Origin of the sequence: Bacillus sp. cl95 (genome assembly GCF_900115925.1) — a bacterium.
Lineage (GTDB): Bacteria > Bacillota > Bacilli > Bacillales > Cytobacillaceae > Neobacillus_A.
Map to the genome: position 1 here is coordinate 240,201 of NZ_FOYF01000005.1, position 22,571 is coordinate 262,771.

Annotated in this window: 20 protein-coding genes and 1 riboswitch; of the genes, 7 read left to right on the top strand and 13 right to left on the bottom strand. The window is 37.5% G+C overall.

What is annotated here, in order from left to right:
- Positions 1-109: 109 nt before the first annotated feature.
- Positions 110-1,159: a cache domain-containing protein gene (locus BMZ31_RS20780; protein WP_090832761.1), complete on the top strand. Its 1,050-nt coding sequence runs from the start codon at positions 110-112 to the stop codon at positions 1,157-1,159.
- Positions 1,146-2,186, top strand: coding sequence for a methyl-accepting chemotaxis protein (locus tag BMZ31_RS20785; protein WP_090832762.1), 1,041 nt, complete (start codon positions 1,146-1,148; stop codon positions 2,184-2,186). The genes BMZ31_RS20780 and BMZ31_RS20785 overlap by 14 nt, the downstream gene beginning before the upstream one ends.
- 130 nt (positions 2,187-2,316) lie before the next feature.
- Here BMZ31_RS20785 and BMZ31_RS15170 read toward each other — a convergent pair whose 3' ends face one another.
- The 3 genes from BMZ31_RS15170 to BMZ31_RS15180 form a co-directional block, all read right to left on the bottom strand.
- Positions 2,317-3,513: a sensor histidine kinase gene (locus tag BMZ31_RS15170; protein ID WP_254778854.1), complete on the bottom strand. Its 1,197-nt coding sequence runs from the start codon at positions 3,511-3,513 to the stop codon at positions 2,317-2,319.
- Positions 3,514-3,776: 263 nt separating this feature from the next.
- Entirely contained in the window at positions 3,777-4,553 is a 777-nt protein-coding gene (locus tag BMZ31_RS15175; protein ID WP_090832764.1) for a 3-hydroxybutyrate dehydrogenase, read from the bottom strand.
- A 20-nt stretch (positions 4,554-4,573) separates the two neighbouring features.
- Positions 4,574-5,860 (bottom strand): GntP family permease, encoded by a 1,287-nt coding sequence (locus BMZ31_RS15180; RefSeq protein ID WP_090832765.1) that lies wholly within the window; start codon positions 5,858-5,860, stop codon positions 4,574-4,576.
- Between the two features lie 203 nt (positions 5,861-6,063).
- Here BMZ31_RS15180 and BMZ31_RS15185 point away from each other — a divergent pair, with 203 nt between their 5' ends.
- On the top strand, positions 6,064-6,948 hold the full coding sequence (locus BMZ31_RS15185) for a LysR family transcriptional regulator (protein ID WP_090832766.1): 885 nt from the start codon (positions 6,064-6,066) through the stop codon (positions 6,946-6,948).
- Positions 6,949-7,118: 170 nt separating this feature from the next.
- Here the strand turns inward: BMZ31_RS15185 and BMZ31_RS15190 are convergent, their stop codons facing one another.
- Together BMZ31_RS15190 and BMZ31_RS15195 are read right to left on the bottom strand one after the other, a co-directional pair.
- On the bottom strand, positions 7,119-9,665 hold the full coding sequence (locus tag BMZ31_RS15190; protein WP_090832767.1) for a PspC-like choline-binding domain-containing protein: 2,547 nt from the start codon (positions 9,663-9,665) through the stop codon (positions 7,119-7,121).
- An 11-nt stretch (positions 9,666-9,676) separates the two neighbouring features.
- Complete coding sequence (locus tag BMZ31_RS15195; protein WP_090832768.1) at positions 9,677-10,147, bottom strand: YncE family protein; 471 nt, start codon at positions 10,145-10,147, stop codon at positions 9,677-9,679.
- A 765-nt stretch (positions 10,148-10,912) separates the two neighbouring features.
- Between BMZ31_RS15195 and BMZ31_RS15205 the strand changes: the two genes are divergently transcribed.
- Positions 10,913-11,428: a hypothetical protein gene (locus tag BMZ31_RS15205; protein WP_090832770.1), complete on the top strand. Its 516-nt coding sequence runs from the start codon at positions 10,913-10,915 to the stop codon at positions 11,426-11,428.
- A gap of 39 nt (positions 11,429-11,467) precedes the next feature.
- Here BMZ31_RS15205 and BMZ31_RS15210 read toward each other — a convergent pair whose 3' ends face one another.
- From BMZ31_RS15210 to BMZ31_RS15225, 4 genes are all read right to left on the bottom strand, one after another.
- A complete protein-coding gene (locus tag BMZ31_RS15210; RefSeq protein ID WP_090832771.1) occupies positions 11,468-12,208 on the bottom strand; it encodes an amino acid ABC transporter ATP-binding protein in 741 nt (246 codons plus the stop codon).
- A gap of 23 nt (positions 12,209-12,231) precedes the next feature.
- On the bottom strand, positions 12,232-12,993 hold the full coding sequence (locus BMZ31_RS15215) for an amino acid ABC transporter permease (protein WP_090832772.1): 762 nt from the start codon (positions 12,991-12,993) through the stop codon (positions 12,232-12,234).
- A 111-nt stretch (positions 12,994-13,104) separates the two neighbouring features.
- Positions 13,105-13,941: a transporter substrate-binding domain-containing protein gene (locus BMZ31_RS15220; protein WP_090832773.1), complete on the bottom strand. Its 837-nt coding sequence runs from the start codon at positions 13,939-13,941 to the stop codon at positions 13,105-13,107.
- A 107-nt stretch (positions 13,942-14,048) separates the two neighbouring features.
- Positions 14,049-14,231, bottom strand: a riboswitch (Lysine riboswitch).
- 168 nt (positions 14,232-14,399) lie between these two features.
- Positions 14,400-14,999, bottom strand: coding sequence for an SET domain-containing protein (locus BMZ31_RS15225; RefSeq protein WP_090832774.1), 600 nt, complete (start codon positions 14,997-14,999; stop codon positions 14,400-14,402).
- Positions 15,000-15,162: 163 nt separating this feature from the next.
- On the opposite strand from BMZ31_RS15225, the gene BMZ31_RS15230 reads away from it, so the two are divergent.
- Positions 15,163-16,764, top strand: coding sequence for a serine hydrolase domain-containing protein (locus tag BMZ31_RS15230; protein ID WP_090832775.1), 1,602 nt, complete (start codon positions 15,163-15,165; stop codon positions 16,762-16,764).
- A 43-nt stretch (positions 16,765-16,807) separates the two neighbouring features.
- Here the strand turns inward: BMZ31_RS15230 and BMZ31_RS15235 are convergent, their stop codons facing one another.
- Positions 16,808-17,143, bottom strand: coding sequence for a zinc ribbon domain-containing protein YjdM (locus BMZ31_RS15235; RefSeq protein WP_090832776.1), 336 nt, complete (start codon positions 17,141-17,143; stop codon positions 16,808-16,810).
- Between the two features lie 87 nt (positions 17,144-17,230).
- Entirely contained in the window at positions 17,231-18,430 is a 1,200-nt protein-coding gene (locus BMZ31_RS15240; protein ID WP_139205962.1) for a chromate transporter, read from the bottom strand.
- 215 nt (positions 18,431-18,645) lie between these two features.
- Between BMZ31_RS15240 and BMZ31_RS15245 the strand changes: the two genes are divergently transcribed.
- Together BMZ31_RS15245 and BMZ31_RS15250 are read left to right on the top strand one after the other, a co-directional pair.
- Positions 18,646-19,164, top strand: a complete 519-nt coding sequence (locus BMZ31_RS15245; RefSeq protein WP_090832777.1) for a PH domain-containing protein — start codon at positions 18,646-18,648, stop codon at positions 19,162-19,164.
- Positions 19,161-20,624, top strand: coding sequence for a PH domain-containing protein (locus BMZ31_RS15250; protein WP_090832778.1), 1,464 nt, complete (start codon positions 19,161-19,163; stop codon positions 20,622-20,624). Before BMZ31_RS15245 ends, BMZ31_RS15250 begins: the two co-directional genes overlap by 4 nt.
- Before the next feature lie 203 nt (positions 20,625-20,827).
- Here BMZ31_RS15250 and BMZ31_RS15255 read toward each other — a convergent pair whose 3' ends face one another.
- Entirely contained in the window at positions 20,828-21,730 is a 903-nt protein-coding gene (locus tag BMZ31_RS15255; protein WP_090832779.1) for an HD domain-containing phosphohydrolase, read from the bottom strand.
- Positions 21,731-21,847: 117 nt separating this feature from the next.
- Positions 21,848-22,543, bottom strand: a complete 696-nt coding sequence (locus BMZ31_RS15260) for a hypothetical protein (RefSeq protein WP_090832780.1) — start codon at positions 22,541-22,543, stop codon at positions 21,848-21,850.
- Positions 22,544-22,571 lie beyond the last annotated feature (28 nt).

Genomic DNA, 22,571 nt, shown 5'->3' on the forward strand with positions numbered 1-22,571 from the left:
CTACCAACTATATAAAACACCTTCCCTTAGCCGATATGAATAAAAAGGCATTGCGCTTTATTCATTTTCACCAAGTAAAATTACATAAGGATAAGGGGAAACAGAATTCATGGCCAAAACAACAAAAGGTAATAAAACTAACAAGAGGCTATCCATACGTGTGAAGTGGATACTGTTTATGTGCTCAGCTATCTTTTTAGCACTCTCAGCGTCAGTACTATTTAATCTTTATACCGTAAATGGAATTTTAGAAAAAGACAATATGGCTGTTAATAAAACAAATGCCGATAATGCGGCTGCCCAAGTAAATTTAGAGCTGGCTAATTACGCGAACTCACTTGAGCAGCTAGCCGAGATTACCGCAACTGATATAAAATCGGCTGATTCGATTGCGCGTGTAGATCAAGCCATTCATGCCATACAAGAACAAAATAAAAATTTGATTTCCGTTTATTATATGGATTTCGTGAGTGGAAAGCTTCACATTTCTCCATATGTCGAATTCGATAAGGATGTTCGAGAAACAAGGACTTACAAGGATCTAGCAAAAAATCCGAAAACGATTTGGATGGATGTATACGAAGATACGACAGCCCATAAAATTATGACATCTGTTGTCACACCGGTCATGTCAGAGGGCAAAATGGTCGGTGCGCTCGGGTATGACATTGACTTATCGACGATAGGAGAAGCTCGAACAAAGATTGAAAATAGCTCAAAAAGTAAACTTGTCATTTTGGATGCACAAGGCTTTATCGTCAGTTCCTTCATGAAAGAAGCCGACGGAAAAAACATGAATCCAGCTAAAAGCGGAACAGCTGAAGGAGTCGAAGATCTTGTATCAAATTCCACATCTTTCAAAAAGGATTTAGGATGGATCGAAGACATTTACAGTAGCTCAAAGAATCTTACGCATGACTTCTCCTGGGAAGGAAAGTCCTACTCTGGACAAGTCGCGTCGATTCCAGAGTTAAATTGGAAAGTTCTTTCGTTCACTCCCGATAAAGTTTTCTTAAACAAGATGGATCAAGTAAGAAATACAGGCATTTTCTCTATTCTGATTGGCTTATTATTAGGGGCTATCCTTGCTATCTACTTGGCTGAAAAACTTAAAAAGTTGATTTCAAATTTTGGTTCAGTAATCGATGAAAACGGCTGAAGGCGATTTAATCACTGAACTCAAGTTTCCATCGAACGATGAAATTGGAGACTTGGCAAATGTGTATAACAAAATGCTTGGAAACATTAGAGCTTTAATTGAAAAAGTGAATGAAAATGTTCACTCGGTCAGCCAAGCAACTGGTGGACTGACGGTTATCGCAAGTGAAAACAGTGCGGCCATTACGGAAGTTTCCCGCTCTATTGAAGAAATTGCTGCAGGTGCAAGCAACCAATCCCAAGAAATCGAAAGAGGATCGAATGCTGTCCATGAACTAAGCGAGGAAATAGAAGAGCTCATCAGTCAATCCACTTCAATTGAAATGCTTGTCAGTGATGCTTCAGATAAAATCCAAACAGGAAATCATCAAGTAGAGAAACTTCAAGACTCCTACCGGAACCTCGAAGCTGCTTTTGGAAAAGTAACAGGAATGATTTCTCATCTTGATGAAAAATCGAAATCCATTTCTGATGTAACACAAGCAATCGCTCAAATTGCAGAACAAACGAATTTGCTATCGCTAAATGCTTCAATTGAAGCAGCTAGAGCAGGCGAGCATGGTAAAGGATTCTCAGTCGTTGCGAATGAAGTTCGCACGCTTGCAGAAGAATCTAAGCGCGCTGCGAAAAATATTCAACAAATCATCAACAGCGTACTGGTTGATACGAAGGAACTGGTTGATGTGATGAAAGAAACGAACCAAATCAGTTCCGAGCAAAAAAGTGCTGTTACGACTGTAAGTACATCAATCAACCAGTTAACTTCATCCTTAAGTAACATGACCAAATCGTTGCAGGAGGAAACAGCGTCCATTAATAGCATCCAGGAGCAAAAAGAGACTGTTGTTAAAATGATCGAAGAAATTTCAGCTGTTTCCCAACAAACAACGGCATCTGCAGAGGAAATTGCTTCAGCGATGGAACAACAGGCAGCGTCTTCAAGTGAAGTAGCACAGTATGCTTCACAGCTATCAAATCTTTTAGACAATTTGAATCAGGCAGTTGAACAATTCCGCATTCAGAATTGATCGCTTTAGGAAAAAATGAAAATTTTGCACAAAAAGAAAGCAGCTGTTAATGGCTGCTTTTTTCCTGACTTTAGGCTGTTTCCGCAAACTTTGTTGCTATTTAACGAATTGAGGTAGTGTAAGAAAAAATTCATTGTTTATCATTACAAGGAAAACGAATATCGACTCTCGTTCCTTGTCCCAATGAGCTACTGAATTGTATGTCACCATTGTACTTAGCCACAATGTTATAGCAGATCATCAATCCTAAGCCTGTCCCTTTACTTTTTAGTGAATAGAAAGGTGTACCAAGAGCTTTCACTTCCTCTTGGGACATTCCACACCCTTTATCCGTTATTGTGATTTCTATGATTTCTTTATTCCTATGTGCACTTACAAAAACGGAATCCCCTTTTTTAGATGCCTCAATCGCATTTTTTAACAGGTTAATCATTAATTGTTTAAATTCAATGAGGTTGGCAGCAATATAACAGCCCTCCTCTACATCTAGTTCAATTTCATTATCATTTAAAAGCCCATAAGACTTGATAAGATCGGTCACACTTTGAAGAGCTTCTTTCACATCTATTAAAACCAATTTTTTATCATTATCTGGTTTTGCAATGGTGAGAAACTGTGAAATGACAAGCTCAGCCGTATTCAATTCATCAATCATCAGAGCTAGGTTTCTTTTTACATCCACACTGAAAGAAGCATCTTGCTCATAATATTGCAAAAATCCTTTAACAACAGTGAGAGGATTTCTAATCTCATGGGCAACAGCAGCTGCCAGTTGACCAGTAGTTTTTAATCGCTCGGATTGCTGTATTTGTTCATAGTATGATCTTTGCTTTTTAATTCGTTCATAAGAAAAATTAAAAATCAAAAATAAGAGAACCTGACTCCCAATAAAGTTCATGATGTTTCCTGTAATGTCTAGCCTAAAATACTCGAATGAATTTCCCGTTTGAAAATAGAGAATGTAAGCAAAAGTGAGCATCATTAAAGTAGCATTTAGTACTAAAGAAAAGTAAAAAAGTACCGTATCGAAAAAAAGAATAGCAAATGCCGGAAATAGACATATGAAAATAAAATTGGACCAAGCATCTGGATATAAGTGAAAAATAGTATAAATGTAAGCGGCAGCAGCCACCATAAACTTCATGCGAAAAGAGTGGGTTTCATACTTGGGATAAAGCCAAAAACATATCGAGACAATGATGACCAGTATAATATGTAATCCAAAACCCAAATCCATTTTTGGGTAAAGTGGATTACCGACTAATAACCCCATAACCATTAGTGCAATAATGATAAGTGTTGAAGAATAGTATAATTTCTTATTCATATGATGAGAAAATTCTTTCATGTATTCACCTTTAATCTTTGTGAAGATTTATAAACTTAGTTATTTCCAGGTAGAAATCCCCAAACTTATTACAACAATAAATTATTATTAAAGTATAACATCGTTTCACTTATGTAAGATACTAGAAAAATGTATTTTTTTAGAAATACTCTTTTCGAACAAAGCCTCATAAATAATCAGGGTAGTCATACAAAAAAACCTTCGGCGTTCATCCTTGCCGAAGGTTTATTAATTGCTTTATGTTATTGAGCTGTGTAACCACCATCGATAACGATTGCCTGTCCGGTTACACTTTTTGATTTGTCACTTGCAATGAACATTGCATAATCAGCAATTTCACTTACATCCAATAAACGTTTTTGTGGTACTAGTGGATAAATAACTTCTTCTAATACTTTGTCCAAAGGAACATTTCTAGTATTCGCGATGTCCTGAAGCTGACCACGCACAAGTGGTGTATCAACATATCCAGGGCAAATTGCATTAACTGTTACTCCAAATGGTGCAGATTCCAAAGCAGCGACTTTTGTCAGGCCGATTACACCGTGCTTCGCACTGTTGTAAGCTGCCTTACCTGCGAAACCAACTAATCCGTTAATGGATGCAATGTTGATGATTCGTCCAAAAGCTTGCTTCTTCATAATTGGAAGTGCATATTTTGTAGCAATGAAAGGTGCTGTTAGCATGATTTTAATTATCAATTCGAATTTTGCAGTAGGAAACTCTTCAATTGGAGATACATGTTGTAAGCCAGCGTTGTTAATGAGTACATCCAGGCGGCCATACTTTTCATTAGCCGTTTCGATCATGTTCTTGATATCTTCTTCACTTGTAACATCGGCTTTAAGACCGATCGCGTCATAACCAAGTTTTCGAAGATCTTCGGCTGCTTTTTCTACGCCTTCTGCATTTAAATCCGTTAATACAACCTTGCTGCCATTTTCAGCAAATGTCTTTCCGATTTCAAATCCAATTCCACTTGCAGAACCTGTAATCACTACTACTTTATTTTCAACCATGTTACTCCACTCCTTTAATTTTAGATAATTCCTATTGAAGCCATAATAATCCCAACAATCATTGCAATCGTCGGAATGACGAGACCTACCATAAATACATCTTTATAACAATCCTTATGGGTCAACCTTGTTACCGCTAATAGCGTTAACAATGCTCCATTGTGAGGTAGAATCGATGCTCCAGACGCAATCGATGCCATCCTATGAAATGCTTCAGGACTCATACCTGTGGTTTGAGCTAAATCAAAATACGTATTTCCAAGAGCCTGAAGGGCAATTCCCATCCCCCCAGATGCTGAACCAGTAATCATGGCCAGTATTTGCACAATGATTGATTCAGAAACTAGCGGATTATTAGATATTCCTAATAACATTTCAGTAATATCCTTAAATTCTGGAACGGCCGTAACAACTGCTCCAAAACCAACTGCAGCACTCGTGTTCAATATAGCCATTCCTGAACCTTTTGCACCTTCATTAATCGAACCAATGAATTTCTTATACTGCTTGATATTAATGACCAAAATAGCAAGAATACCAGCTAACAAAGATGGAATAGGTTCAAGCTTAACAAAATCAAGCAAGATCACTACAATCAGAAGCGGCACTAGAGACAATATCCAGTTAGGTAAATCAGTCTGTTCTGACTCTTCTTGCTCTTCTTCCTTTTCAATATCTTTAAAAGTATCGCCGGCCGCAGTCATTTTTTTCTCTCTAAAGGCTAACCAGAAGTAACCTCCTGCAGCCATGATGATCGTTGCAACAATCCCCATTAAAGACCCTGCCATTGGCGTTGTCTTGAATGAATCCATTGGAATGAGATTCTGAATCTGCGGAGTGCCAGGAACCGATGTCATCGTAAAAGTAAAAGCGCCCAATACGATAGTTGGTGCAATTAACTTCCTTGAAATATTGGCTTCCTTAAATAAAGCCAAAGCAATAGGATAAATAGCAAATACTACGACGAAAAGACTTACACCGCCATACGTCAAGATTGCTGAAGCCACTAACACACCTAATATGGCACGTTTTTTCCCGATAAATTTTGTAATTTGGAAGGCAACCGCCTTGGCAGCTCCAGTATCTTCCATCAATTTACCGAACACAGCCCCTAACAGGAAGATAGGGAACCATTTTTTCGTGAAATCAACAAAGCCTTGCATATATGTTTGTGTATAGGCTTCCGTTAAGTCCAAACCGCTTAGTAGCGCGACCACCCCTGCAACAATAGGAGCTACCCAAATGATCGACCAGCCTAGATAGGCCAAAACCATTAGTAGTACTAAGCCTATCACTATACTTAGCATTTCATTTCCACCCCTTCTCTTCAAACTATTGAAAGATAATTTTCCCCTTTGCTTAGGTTTTTTGGATATCCCCTAACACATCAAGAAATTTTACTCTTATTGAATGGATAGGTAAAATGAATTAATACTATAATTATCATGCGAAAAAGCTATAGGAAAATAATAACTTTTTTTACTATAGAAGATAGATCGGAGTTCATTTTATGGATTTACGTCAATTAACCTATTTTATTGAAGTAGCTAAATACAAAAGTTTCACAAAAGCTTCTCAGACGCTTCATTTATCTCAACCAACCATCAGTAAGATGGTGAAGGGCCTTGAAGATGAATTGGGAATAGAACTCTTCGACCGCTCCGCAAGGCAGATAGAATTAACGGATACGGGTGAAATTGTCTATGAAAAAGGGAAGGTCATATTGGAATCATTGAATAAGCTATCTACCGATTTGTACGATTTGACCAACTTAAACAAGGGGAAAATACACATTGGTATTCCCCCCGTTATCGGATTTTTATTTTTTCCAAGAATCATTAAATTTTTTAATGATATGTATCCTAATATCAATATTCGAATGTCTGAATTCGGAGCCAATAGAGTAGAAGAAGAGGTAAAAGATGGTTTGTTAGATCTTGGGGTTGTCGTTCTACCTGTGGATCAAGAAGAATTCGAGATCGTACCATTTGTCTGTGAAGATATGATGCTCTTTGTGCATTCATCCCATCCTTTCTCAGAAAAAAAACAGGTGGAGATGAAGGACTTAAAAAAAGAATCCTTCATATTATTTCGTGAAGACTTTGCTCTCCATGATCGCATCATTCAAGAATGTGTTATGGCTGGCTTCCAACCTAATATCGCATACGAAAGCTCCCAATGGGATTTTATTAGTGGAATGATTGCTGAAAATTTAGGTGTTTCCATTTTTCCTCATTCTATTTCAAAGAAAATAGAACACATCGGGATCAAAGCCATTCCAATCGTAAATCCATCCGTACCTTGGCGACTTGGCATCATTTTAAAAAAGGGAAGATACGTTTCTCATGCCACTCGAGAATTCATTAAAAATATCACACAGTTTCAGAAGCATTAATCTTAGCTAAAGAAAACTCCCATCGCCGAGGCAGTGGGAGTACAAAACGATCTTGTTTCGGGACCATCTCGATTCTTTCAGCATTTCTCTTTCGATAAGAAAACACCTCCTGAGTTGCGTAATATTCTACGATTCAGAAGGTGTTTTTCAATTTCCAAATTAAACGAACACTATTTAATCCGCGCACCGTTTGAGCCTAATCTATAGCCATTAATTGTTGTATTATAGGCCATTGCTCCGTTGCTATAAAAGTAATACCACTTACCTCCTGTATAAACCCAACCGGTTTTCATCTTTCCGCCTGCATCAAGGAAATACCAAGTCGTTCCTACCTTTAACCAACCAGTGTGCATGACTCCGTTTGTGTTCAAATAGTACCAAGATGTCCCTGATTTTAACCAGCCCGTCTTCATCTTTCCACTTGAATCAAAGAAATACCATTTGTTATCTAACTTTAACCAGCCCGTTTGCATGACTCCTTTTGTATTCAAGTAGTACCAAGATGTCCCTGATTTTAACCAGCCCATCTTCATCTTCCCACTGGATTCAAAGAAATACCATTTGTTATCTACCTTCAACCAGCCTGTTTGCATTGCTCCCTTTGAACCTAAGTAGTATGAAGCCGTTCCTATTTTCAACCAACCCGTCTTCATTGACCCATCTGTGTTAAAGTAATACCAAACGTTATTAACCTTTTCCCAACCCGTTTGCATTTCTCCGTAACTATTAAAATAATACGTAACCGCATTGATTTTCTTCCAGCCAGTTACATAGTCTCCAATAGCTGGATCATAATAATGCCAGAAACCATCAAATTGCTCCCAACTCGAAGCGGTTTGGAAATGGATGACAATATCTTCAGTTAACTTGTTGCCGTCTGTGCCAACTAATGCCTCTTTACTTATTTTTAGTGTATAAGTCGTTTTTTCATTAAGAAGGTCTGGAGATACATACAAAACATCGTCATCAACCTCATTATAAGTCTCTATATAGCCATTAGGACCTATAATGCTTATTTTCGTATCATCAGCGATACGAATCGATTGATCAAAATTAAATGCGAACACGCGACTTAAAGGCACATTCTTTACTCCGTCAAAAAATTCGTCATATTCATACGTCTCGTCATCGTAATAAGTAACTGATACACTTTCAAGCAGTTCAATCGGAGAAACGGGTTCTTCAGGCTTGCTTAGGTCTTCCCTAATATACCGTTCGTCCATGTTAATCTTAACTAAATGAATCGCTCCAGCATTGTCTTCATATATGGCAAAAATTCCGTTTTGAGAATAAAGGTTTTGAACTTTAAGGTTTCTTCCAACTGAATACAAATACTCATTTGTATTGTATTTATAAACATCAATTCCTCCATTGATGTTTGCAGCAAAAGTTAATTGCTCTTGTAAACTAAAATCATAATCTTTGTATTTCGCTCCTAGAATGAATGCAAAACCCATATCCCCAGACTCGGACTGCGTTAAATTGCACACAACCCCACTACGATTATAAAGTTTCAATCCATCCGGAGAAATCTTCGCATATGCCTGAAAAGAATCCTTCCCCTGATAAGGAGATTCGTATTGATTTTGAATGACACCATGATCCACCTCAATCGCTTTAACACTCGATGGATAATATTCCGTACTTGTCACATAAACTTTTGAGAGTTCAGGGCTGTAATAAAGATTGGATGACTTATAAATGTCAGATGCAGTTGGATTAGGTATTTCTCCTCTATTTGATAGGTTATAAACCTTCACTTTTTCCCAATGGTTTGAACCTGACGAAATGTAAGCAAAGCCATTTTCATCAATCACAAAATCGTAAGGATCTGTATCTACATCAATCAATTTCGTTGCTGTGAAAGTCTCAGCATCTACCTCTACAATGGCGCCTGCCAACTGCTGGTCAGTGTAATCTCGATGAACCATTTTATGTTGAGTCACATAAAGCTTATTTTCAAATAGCTCGATTCTCTCTGCTGGGTACGGCAACGCAAGAGCCTTGATTTCCCCTGTAACAAAATTGGCTGCATAAATTGTTTTGCTTCCTAATCTAGTCATATAGACAATAGGTTTACTAGAATCCATCACTGTATCATAAGGTTTGAAACCAAGGTTATCGATTGTACCTGCAGGATCTGGTACACCTGGTGTATCCGGCAGACCTGAGGTTGGCTGAGTATCAGCACTCATCGTTTCTAAAAAGTAATGACCGTTACTGTCTTTATGAATCATCACCAATTTTCCATCTTGGTAATGAAATTTTTGAACATTTAAATCTTTTCTTAACGGGTACAAATACTTATTTGTTCCATATTGATAAACGTCAATTCCACTCGTGCTACTTGCACCAAATGTCAGTTGATGTTCTACACTAAACTCGAAATCATTGTACTTTTTCCCAAATGTAAATCCATATTGCATATCACCAGATTGATATTGCGCAAGCTCAAATACATCGCCGCTCGCATTGTAGTAATGCATTCCATCTGGAGTCACTTTCCCGGAAACACCAAGATCATATTCACCATGAAAAGGGGAATCATAATGATTTTGAATGACACCATTTACAACTTCAAATGCTTCAATATCCCTTGGCATAATAGTCGTATCAATGGCATAAATTTTTGCCGTTTCCGCATTGAAAAAAATGTTCGATTTTTCATACAATGAAGTTTTGGTTGAGTTTTGAATAATCTCAGTTTTATCTTTCATTGTGTAAACCTTTAAATCCCCATGCTGTCCCGACCAGGTGATATATAAATATAGCCATTCTGATCAACAGCAATATCAAAAGGGTCGGCTGCAATATCCATCGTATCGCTTAACGTAAATGTCTCCGTATCTACCTCGGCAATGCCTCCACTATAAGGTCCAACATTGTATGTATCATGACTCATTTTATGTTGAGTTACATACAGTTTCCCCTTTTGTAAATCCAGTCTCTCTGCAGGGTCTGGAAGTGTTAAGGTTTTCATTTCACCTGTGGAAAAATTGACTGCGTATAGCGTCTTGCTTCCTAACTTTGTCATGTAAACCACCGGTTTATTCTGGTCAAGAACCGAATCATGCGGTGTAAAACCTAAGCTTATTGGTCCGATAGCAGATTCCGCACGAACAGTTTGGCCTTGTAATGACGGTATCACCACAGACATCAATAGTACAAAAATCAAAAGAGACTTTAAAACAGCTTTCAATTACAACCCACCTTTACAAATTGTTAGTTATTGGATATCTTCTTATATAAATTTACTATACTACATTTAAATTAAAATATGAGAATAGTTCTATTTTTTTACATAATCATACATAATACATGATCCAAACTCACCCATTGAAAGATTGAATTCCCCATAATGAGATTTTTATAAAAGTTCAATTTAGGTTTATCTTCGTTCTTCTCTGGTAACCCGTTTATAACCTATACTACTTTGGACAAAATAAATGAAGGGCTTGCATTTCCTAGTTCTTTTTATTAAGGGGATATTCTTTAATGGTGTTGTTCTTTTATATCATTATGAACTTGATTGCCATATTTTTTTTACAAAAATCAAGAAAAGGCTTCATAGCCTTGAAATCATCGTCTACTGGATGATTAGTTCCTATCTTTTTCAAAACTTTTCTGCTATTTGCTATATGAATTTTAAAGTTCTTACCATTCCAAATAACATCCAGCTAGAATTGGCTCATTTTGTAAACCGCATCATCCTTATCCCCCTTTTGATGGTCCTTTTTCTTCATTTTTTTCATTGTGTAAAAACGTCATTCAGAAAGATGGTAGTCTACTTAGGCTTCATCTTCCTTTTAGTCGGTTTGGAATGGTTATCAGATATTCTAGGCGTACTTAATCATGTAAATTGGAAAACTTGGTGGTCATTCATTTTTTGGATTGTCGCTTTGGGTATACTAATTTGCTTTAAGAAATTCTTTCGCAGTTTGCTCTTTAAAGGGGGAAGGTAGTGATGAATGTAACGTTTGATTGGAACGAGTGGTTTTTCATTCTGTCATCATCGACAATACTCCTTTTGTTTTTACCGATTCGAAAGTATTTTCATCCCGTAATTGTCACAATTATTTGGGTAAGTAATATCACTTATGTTTCAACCATTGATTATTTTCTGCTTGCCACTCCCTTCAAACTTTATATTTTTGGAGATAATTCCACCTATGAACTTTCTGGTGCGTTATTTCATCTGTTTATGTATCCATGCGCTTCTTTGATCTTTTTATATGGGTATGATAAATGGGAACTATATGGTAGAAAAGCCTTTTGGTATATTCTATTTTGGACTGGCTTTTCGTTGTTCTTTGAATGGGCCTGTTTGAAGAATGGTGCGTTAACTTATACTGGCTGGAAGCTTTACTATTCCATCCCTACTTATCCTATAACGGCCGTATTGTTAATCATTCTATTCCGATATATAAAAAAGAAGCTTCTCGACCCCGATCTTGGGGATTATCCTAATATCTATAAATAATAAAGAACCATCAGCTCTGATGGTTCTCATCTTTTATTATTAGGCATTTCTTAAAGTTCGTTTTAAGAATTCCCTCGTACGTTCCTGTAGAGGATTATTGAAGATTTGTTCGGGACTTCCTTCTTCTGCAATAACACCTTTTTCCATAAATACTACGCGATCAGATACTTCCTTTGCGAAATCCATCTCATGCGTTACGATTAGCATAGTAAGACCAGATTCAGCAAGTTCTTTCATAACCTTAAGCACTTCGCCTACCATTTCGGGATCAAGAGCTGAAGTCGGTTCATCAAACAACATGACATCCGGTTCCATTGAAAGAGCTCTTGCAATGGCAACACGTTGTTTTTGACCACCTGACAATTGCTTTGGCTTGGCGTTCACGTACTTGTCCATTCCAACAACCTTCAAATATTTCATCGCTACTTTTTCTGCTTCCTCTTTGGATCGCTTTAACACTTTTACTTGTCCAACTACACAATTGTTTAAGACATTATGATTATTAAATAGGTTGAATTGTTGGAATACCATACCCAATCTTCTACGGTATATGAAAATATCATGCTTGTCGTCTAGAATATTTTCTCTCTTGTAGATGATTTGACCGCCACTTGGTTTTTCTAATAGGTTAATACAACGAAGCAGAGTTGATTTTCCAGATCCTGACGAACCGATGATACTAACGACTTCTCCTTTATTAACGGAGAAATCAATGTCTCTTAATACTTCATGCGTACCAAAGGATTTGTTTAAATGTTGAATATCAATGATTGTTTCCAAACTCTCTCCTCCTTCTTCCAAAATTAAATTCCAATACTATGATTTGTCGTTGTAACAGTTGATTGTTTTTCATGATCAATCATTTTGTAATTTTCGGGACCATCTAATTTTCGTTCAAAATAACGGATTACCCTTGATACGATAAACGTCATGATAAAATAGATCATACATGCCACAAAAAATGATTCAAAATATCTAAAATTGTTTCCAGCAACTGATTTTGTTAAGAAGTATAGTTCTGAGACTGAAATAACATTCAGAACGGATGTGTCTTTAATATTAATGACAAACTGATTCCCTGTTGCCGGTAAAATATTTCGAATGACTTGTGGTAATACAACGTTCATCATCGTTTGAACATGATTCATCCCGATTGCTTGAGCAGCTTCAAATTGACCTCTATCAACCGAAACAATCCCGCCACGAACAATTTCCGCCATATAAGCACCAGTATTTATAGAGACAATAATCAGTGCCGCAACTAAAACGTTCATATCTATTCCAAATGCTAAAGCCGATCCATAATAAATAACCATCGCTTGTACAATCATTGGAGTTCCACGGAAAAATTCTATATACACAGAAAGAATGAAATTAACGATTATAAGAAAAACCTTTTTAGGTCCACGTTCAGGGACAGGAATTGTCCGAATCACTCCTGCCAATAAACCAATGACGGCACCCAATATGGTACCAATTAGCGCTATTAAAAGCGTCATACCCGCTCCACGCAGGAACATTGGCCAGTTTTCCGACATGATTTTTACGATCCACTCGAAGCTCATCTTTCTCCTCCTCTTTTTTTATAGCTGTTTTCGCATTGGTTGTTGCTGTTACGAAAAGAGCCTTCATCATAAAACCGACTGTATGGTGATACAGCCGGTTTTATAACAAGATTATTTTGCTGCTGGTTGATTTTTGATTGCCGTATCCATCATATTTGTACGTTCTTCATCAGAGATACCAGCTAAAGTTTCATTGATTTTTTTGGTTAAGTCACTGCCTTTTTTAAGTCCGACAGCCGTATTCGTATCTTCTTCAGATGCTTTGAATCCATCTTTAAATTCGACCATTGCAAAGTTTTCGTTTGCAGCTGAAGCGCTAATTCCTTCAGGACGTTCTGAAACATAACCATCGATGATTCCTGATTCAAGAGCCACCCTCATAGCCGGAAAGTTATCCATTGCTGTTTCTTTAGAAACACCCTTGATTTGGTCGATGACAGAATAGTGGAACGTATTTAATTGCCCCGTTACTTTCGCACCTTTGAAATCTTGGATAGAAGTTGCTCCTTCGTATTTGCTACCTTTTTTAACAACCATAATTAATTGCGATTTATAATAGTTGTCAGAGAAATCAATTGTCTTCTTACGTTCTGCTGTCGGTGACATTCCCGCAATAATGGCATCGATTTTTCCTGAAGTTAAAGCGGGGACAAGACCATCCCATTCGGTTTTAACAATAACTAATTTCTTACCCAAGCCATCTGCAATTTTTTTCGCGATTTCTACATCATAGCCACCTGCATACTCTGAGGTACCCTGAATTTTAACTCCACCATTGGAGTCATCTTTTTGAGTCCAGTTGAATGGCGCATATCCAGCCTCAAGTCCTACCTTAAATGTATCCTCATCTGCCGAACCAGATTTTGAATTATCGCTTGATCCACACCCTGCTAATAGAATGATTGCCGAAAGAAAGCAAGCTAGAAATAATGATGTTTTTTGTCTCATGTTCATCCTCCTCTATTTTTATGGGCATTTTTCCAACAAAAAAACGACCTGAGATAGACTCAGGTCGCAATATATGTATAGTTGCCCTAAATTCCTCTCTTTTTCCCAAATGAGATAGCACAACTCAATAAACCGGGGAGTCTATTGAGACAGTCCTGCAGTTCTTAACTACAGACCCAGCAAGTAATACTGAGAATATTACAAGCTTCGGCAACATTTCCTTCTCTTTAGCATCATAGCTTTCTCGAACTCCACTAAAGACTGTTAAATATTGCGCCTCTACCTCACTGTAAAAAGTGAGGTTGTATTCAGTTATATTCACTAGGCTACATGATGCTTGTAAATCTGTCAACCGGATTTTTAATAATAGTTTTCTAGAAAAATATGAAAGAATACCCAAAAGCCCAACTCTGTGTTAGGCTCTGTCTTATAAAAATAGGCATTGGAATCCTATCAAATTACCTCGACTTCTCACGATCATAATAAATGCTCTTGATGGAGTCCTGCAGAACTTGCTCCTTGACTGCTTCCTTTACTTTTTCCATGTATTCTGGCAAAACGAGATGAAGAAGTGGCTGTTCGACATCATAAAAATGCTTAAGTGCTTTTATGACCTTTTGATCCCATTCCTCATGGTACTTAAGCAAATCATCAGGGTAAACGATTTTCCGATCTGTTCCTTCTTCGGCCATACATTCAAAAGGAACATCAATATTTAAAGTTCCGTAATCATCCGTTAGTTGTTCTCCTGGATGTATGTCCCGAATAGCCACTTCAAACTCATATGCCGTTCCCATGCAATTAGCATGAAAACTGTGATTAACATACCTTCCCAAATCCCAACAAAGTATATATTTACCATCATGATTGCGATAGGAATATTTATTGACGATTTTTTCTCTGTATTTATCAAGCTTCTTTACTTCACTTGATTCCAAGACTTGATCCAGCTCATCCAATGCCCACGTAATGGTTCCTTTTGGAATGAATTTCGTTGCAAAAACACCAAATCCCATCTCACTGTTTATATAACGCAGTTCTGTATGCGGATGAATCATTTTGAGTATTCCCCTTTGTAAAGTTGGTTATCTCTAATCTATGCGTTTAGGAGGCGCTTGTTGAAAACTGAAGGAGCTTTAAATACCTATTAAAGCAGGAAATTTTTATCTTTTATTGAATTATCTACGTTATAAGAGAGTTAAGAGAAGGAGTCATGTATTGATGTCTTTATTAGAAAATATCCACCGTATTATCCATGATTCAATGAAAGTAAATAAAATCCCTGGTGCTGCCTTTGCTGTTATCAAGAACAATGAGGTACTTTTATCAGAAGGGTTTGGTCGCACTACAGGAGAGGATTGGGGAACACCAATATGTTCGAATACGCTCTTTCGCATTGCATCCGTAAGTAAGCTTTTTACCGGAACACTTATGATGATGCTTGTTGAAAAAGGTATGATCGATTTAGACAAACCTGTTCAATATTATGTTCCGTGGTTCACAACCGCAGATCCTGAATTATCTAAGCTTATTACAGTACGTATGCTCTTGACGCATTCTTCTGGACTCCCTACTGGTGATGACGTCATCAACCATTACGATGAGGCAGGTCTTTCCCAGTATATGAAAAATGTCGTGCCGACGCTGCCAATTCTTTTTCATCCAGGTACTGCCTATTCTTATGGAAACCATGGCTTGAATATCGCCGGCTTTGTTGCAGAGCAAGTAACGAATAAGAAATTTGCAGTACTCATGCAAGAAATGCTCTTTCATCCATTAGAGATGAATCAAACAACCTACAATCCGTTAAAAGCCATGACACATCCTTTGGCATTGCCCCATGATAAAGATGGCAATGGGACTCTGACTATTTCCCCACAATTTTACGATACGGTTGCAAGCTATCCTTCTTATTTTGCGTTCTCTTCTATTCAGGATCTTAGCCGATTCGCGATGATGCATTTACAAGAAGGACTTTATGAAAATAGTCAAATCGTTTCTCTATCTTCAATACAAGAAATGAGAAAGCAACAAATCAAATGGTACACGACAACCCATGCAGGGTGCGGAATCACTTTTTTCCGAGAAACAAAAGGCGGGATTGAACGCTTCTGGCATTATGGTCAGTACAGTAATCAGTATTCCAGTCAGTTCATTCTTGTCCCTGAAAAAGGGATTGCTGTAATTGCGTTGGCAAATGGAGAAAATATCTTCCAAGCAGGATATGAAATCGTTGATGAATTACTAAAAGATGAAGTTCATGAAGAAGTCACTCCCGATGTATCGTCTTTAGCTGAACCCGATTGGGCATCCATTGAAGGCACTTATTTGCACAGCTATTACGGTCTTATAGAGGTCTATTCCCACACTGGAAAAGTGTTCATGAAACACAACGAGCAATCTTTCGAGTTAAACAGATTTAATAGAGATACTTATATCGCTAAAGATGATAATGAAAACACCGCATTCACATTAGGGATTCCGGTCTATTCTCCAGAACAAACTGTCAAGTGTATCGTGATAAACAGCAAAGCTTGTCCTGAGTTTGTACAAAATTATCAGGCTGATCCTAAGGACTGGAAAGACTGGGTAGGAACATATAGTGATGGGCGAGATACTTACGAAGTGATGATTCAAGGGGATACTTTGATGATTAATGATCCACAAAACCATATGGAGTTAGTCGGAAGCGCCATAGCAAAGAACTGGTTTTTGACGAAGGAGTATGGTCTAGTAAGCTTTATTAGTGTTAAAGGCATCGTAAACATCGAATTTGATTTTGCATGGAGATTCCCGAAACAAAATTCAGCTGTATTAGTTTAAAAAACAGAGCTAGGTCCACGACCTAGCTCTTTCATTTTGACATTTATATCTTTTTAACGAATTCAGACTTTAATTTCATCGCTCCAAAACCGTCAATTTTGCAATCGATATCATGATCGCCCTCTACTAAACGGATGCTTTTCACTTTTGTACCAATTTTAATAACGGAAGACGTACCTTTTACTTTAAGGTCCTTGATGACGGATACAGAATCCCCATCCTTTAGCACGTTTCCATTTGCGTCTTTCACAACTTTTTCATCTTCATTGCTTTCTGATTCTAAAGACCACTCATGGCCACATTCCGGGCAGACCAACAGGCTACCATCTTCATAAGTGTATTCGGAATTACATTTTGGGCAATTAGGTAAATTAGACATATATTCATATCCTCCATTCTTGTCCATTTTAATATAATTTCATCGTTTTTTCGAACACGATTTCAAACACTCGTTACCAAGAGTTGCTTAAAGATTGGATAAAAGTGCCCCACCAATCGCACCTGTTAATACAATCACCCATGGCGGCAGCTTCCAATACACCAACATGCTGAACAAAATAGCCGCAAAGGCAAAATCAATTGGTCCTAAGATTGAACTCGTCCATATCGGCTGATAAAAGGCTGAAATCAATATTCCTACTACCGCTGCATTCACACCCATTAAGGCTCCATTGATTTTTGGATTGCTGCGAAGTTTATCCCAAAACGGAAGTGTGCCAAGAATGAGAAGAAACGCTGGTAAAAAGATCGCAACCGTTGCAATAATCCCACCTAACCAGCCCTTCATCACTGTTCCTAAATACGCTGCAAATGTAAATAATGGCCCCGGAACGGCTTGCGTTGCCCCATACCCGGCAAGGAAAGCTTCTTCACTTAACCAACCAGTGGGAACAAATTCACGCTCGAGTAATGGCAAAACAACATGTCCACCACCAAAAACAAGAGAACCGGAACGATAAAAACTATCAAAAAGGGCAATCCAATGAAGCGAAGTAGTTTCTCTCAAAACCGGAAGAAGCAAAAGTAACGCGAAAAATAGCATTAAACAAATGACTCCAAATCTGCGTGAAATCGGGAAATGAATGCTAGTATCCTCTTTTTCACTTTGCTCTTTATAGATTAGATAGCCAATGATGGCAGAAAAAAGAATGATGATGACTTGTGTGTAGGCTGATTGCCACAATAAGGTTCCGACTAACGCTACGAGAGCAATTACTTTCCGCTTCAAATCAGGAGTCAGCTTTTGTGCCATCCCTAAAATGGCATGCGCCACAATCGCTACTGCGACCACTTTTAACCCGTGGATCCAACCAGCATCGACTACTTCATATCCCTGAAGGATAAGTGCAAAAATCATAAGTGCCACAACAGATGGCAAGGTAAATCCCAAGAATGAGACGATGCCACCTAAAACACCTGCACGCATCACGCCAATCCCAATACCCACTTGACTACTTGCAGGGCCGGGCAGAAATTGACATAGTGCTACTAATTCCGCATAACTCTTTTCGTCCATCCATTTTCTTCGCCGGATATATTCTTCATGAAAATATCCTAAGTGAGCGATCGGACCTCCAAAAGAGGTTAAGCCGAGTTTTGTAGAAACCATCAGGATTTCTAACAACGAACCCTTACTTTTTTCTGTATTTATGATTTTCTGATCCATCAAATGATATCTCCCTTCAGAATTCCGCTCTTTAAAAGGGCTTTCAAGGCTTATGTCTTTTATGATCTCTTCTGAAAATATCACAAGAAACTGCTTTGTATCAAAGCATTTACATAATCTTTACAACATAAATTTCTTATAATCCCTCTACCAAATGGAATACATTTGAAACTATTGGATTACTTTACTCGTATAGGATAATTGAGGTGAAGATCATGTACTTACATATAGAAGAACCATCTGAAAAAATTTCGGCCGATGCCGTTAAGGTTTGGAGAATTTCCAATACAATTGGACATTTATCAGCATTACTCATTACTGCAGTTTTAATCTTTTGTACAGAAAAATTTGACTGGTATGAATGGATAGGAATCGTCCTTTATGTGGTTGGGGGTCTGCTCGTCCTTTCATCCATCTACTCGATTTTGATTGAACCCCTTTTTACACAGCGACACTGGCGTTATAAGATTGATGAGGGATTCGTCCAATTAAAATTCGGAAAATGGCAAGTAAGGCATACGTTAATACCAATGGAAAAAGTAGAATATGTGCGCACAGAACAAGGGCCTCTTATGCGACGCTACGACTTGTTCAATATTGAAGTTGGCACCACGACTTCAAGCCACGTGATTCCTGCGATTCCTTCTGAAGAGGCAAAAAAACTGAAAGTACAAATCGCTACATTCGCCAAAATACAGGATAAAGAGTTAGTGGAAGGAGAAAAAGGAGCATGATCCATGGTGTAAAAAAATATCACCCCGCGTTCATAGCCGTTGAGCTCATCTCCTTCATCAAAGGATCAATTGGTTTCCTTATTTTTTTATTCGTTTTTAAAGCTTCTTCCACGTCAAACTGGGTGATCGGGGGACGTTATCTCCTCTTAATAGCCTTCATCTGGACGATGATTTCAACTTTCTTAAAATGGCACTTACACCGTTATGAAATCGCTGGAGATTCCCTTGTCTTCTATGAGGGTGTATTCGTAAAAAAACAACGAACCGTGACTCTAGACCGTATCCATAACCAAAAATCGAACACGACTTTTGTTCACCAATGGTTCGGACTTACCTCCTTAACACTTGAAACGGGTACAACAGGAGAAAATGCCTCCTTTATATTTCCCGTCATTACGGAAACGGAAAAAATTCGAATCCTATCCATACTAGAACAAACACAAGATTTCTTATTGGAAGATGATGAAAAGAATATAGAAAAACAAATCAATCGAACCATTCATTTCCGATCAACCAAAAAAGATTTGATTAAGGCATCCTTTACTTCTCTCAGTTTCCTGGCCATTTTCCCTTTACTGAGTGCCATCTATTTCAATCTTGCAGATTTCTTTGAAATCGAAGATTCTGCTGAAAATGCCTTTGACTACTTACTCATGCACTGGTGGATGCTCATTATACTTTTGGTTATAGCTCTAGGATTGTCAGTAATCATTGGATTTATTAAAACCTCCATGAAGTATGGAAATTATGTCATTAGCGATGACATCGAAAGAATATATATCGAAAAAGGTGTCGGCAATTTTATTAGCTACTCCATACCGAAGCATAGAGTGCAGGCCGTAATAGTAGAACAGTCCATTATTAAGCGTATCCTCGGACTAGCCTCAATCAAGCTCATCAGTGCAGGAGCGTTTGAGGAGGAAAATCAGGAAACAAGCTCTTTATATCCATTTATGCCTAAGCAAGATGCTTATCGAGTATTACAAGCTATGTTGCCTAATTACCTTATTGAGGAGCATATGGAACGTTTCCCTATTAAAGTCCTTTGGCTTAAACTTCTTCAACCTTACTACTTAACGATTATCGCTCTCACTGGTTTTGGTATTTTCAAAACCGAGTGGCTGTGGGTCGCTGCGATTGTCTTTGGATTGACCATCCTTACCCGTATGCTAGATTACTGGTTTACTAGCTATATCCGTCATGGAAATACGGTTCAAATCAGAAAAGGCGGATTGACCAATGAAACGTTTGTCACTCATCGCGAACGTATTCAACAAATTACTGTGAAACATTCATGGCTACAACGAAAATTTGGCGTCGCTACCCTCACTTTTACCAATAAAGCAAAACCCCTGCATGAAAGTGAATTATTTGGCGTTTCCAGTACCGAAGCAGGTAGTTTCTATTCGTGGTACCAGAACAAAAAGCGAAAGAGTAATGATCAGCCCCGACAGGCATAAGACGCCTCGTCTTAAGAAAGAGTCAGATTTTTCCCATTCAAACAGTGGGGTGTTTTCCTTCTCAAACAAAGAGATCACCTATACGAGGTGATCTCTTTGTTTTTTATAGTAGCATCCTCTTTTTAGACTAATGAGCTACTTCGTTATGCATGTTTAACGGGCTTATTATTAAATAGCATAGAAAGAAAAACATCCACCGAAAATTAAATACGTCCCTCTTCTTTTAATATTTCTTCAAAGGCATCTACAACTTCTTTATCGTAGTGAGTGTTTACGAGCCTTTTCAATTCATCTATTGCATACTGCGTGTCGTAAGCTTTGCGATAGGCACGATCTTCTGTCATCGCATCAAACGTATCGCTCACTGCAATGATTCGAGCTTCAAAAAGGATTTCTTGTCCCTTTAACTTCTGAGGATAACCGCTTCCATTTAATCTCTCATGGTGCTGCTCTATAATCGTTGCTATATCTTCATAATAAAGATTCTTAACCATTTCTGCTCCATCCAATGGATGACGTTTTATAATAGAAAATTCTTCATCTGTTAACTTGCCAGGTTTGTTTAAAATCTCACCTGGTGTGTGTATTTTCCCTATATCATGTAATAGGGAAGCTATGTATAAATTCTCTAATTTTTCTTTTGTTAGCATTAGCTTCTTTGCAATTTTCACCGCATATTCTGAAACTCTTTCGCTATGTTTATATGTATAACGATCTTTTTTTTCTACTTCATCAACTATATTTATTAATTTAGTTATACTCTCACTTAACTGATAAAATGTAGGCTCTGTAATTACCCATAAATAAACTACATCTGTGAGTGCAGTAAAATGAATAGGATGCTCTAAATTAGTTGCTGTGTAATAATCGTTCTGTCCCAGTTTAATTTTTTCACCATCTAATTCACAAATCATTTCCCCTTGTAGTATATAGAAAAACTCCAATACACTTGCATTATCACTAGGATAAATGTAGAAAAGATTGTCTCTTGCTATAGTCTGAATCATTATTTCTGACCCATCACCTCTAGCAAGAAGGCTAATATTAAAATGTTCCGATATAACCTGTTCGATATAAGTACCTTTTCTTCCTATGGTAAAAGCCATTTCAGTCACCTCAAGCTCCGGTTACAAAGAAAACGAGTCCACATTGAATGCAGACTCGCGTACTTTCTTTAATGTTATAATATTTTAAATTTTTCATCAATAAAAATCTGCATTTTTCTACAATTTCACAACACGAACCGGATCAATCCAAACCCAGCGATCTGCAAAACGAACAAGTTTCCAGCTGCATTCAGCAATTACACCTTTTTCTGCAGCCTTTTCAATTGTTTTAGCTGACATTTCAAGTGTTTCATTGTAAATATTTGTAATGATTTTTCCAAGAGCAGTCGTGTACTTTTGAGTTTTTTCTTGATACTTTTCAGATCTCTTGTTTAATTTTTCTGTTAATCTACTTATCTTCTCTTCTAATTTCTTAGTATCTTTACCTTCTGCTAAAATCAACTCTGCTGTTACTTCCTCAATTTCCTGCTGAACTTCTAAGATTTCACTTTCAATTTTTACTCGTTCTTCTTCTAATTTGGCATCTAATTTTAACAGTTGCTCTCTTAATTTTTCTTCTTTATTATGATCGTTTTTAGCGCCATTTAATTCAGTCAAAACTTTTTCTCTTTCATCCTTTAATTTAATGAATTTATCTCCTTCTTCTATCTTCCGAACTTCATTTAGATAATTAGTTTGCAACATATCCGCTTCTTCGACTGCTTTTTCAATCTTTTTGTCAATTTCTCTATTCGTCTTTTCAATTAATTCGAGTACTTTTGCAACATCATCGTCTTCTGTTGCTGCAAATGCTGGCGACGTTAATCCTAATACTAATGTAGCGGAAAATAAAAGTGATAACAATTTTTTCATGTTCTTTACTCCCCTTTTTACTAATAGT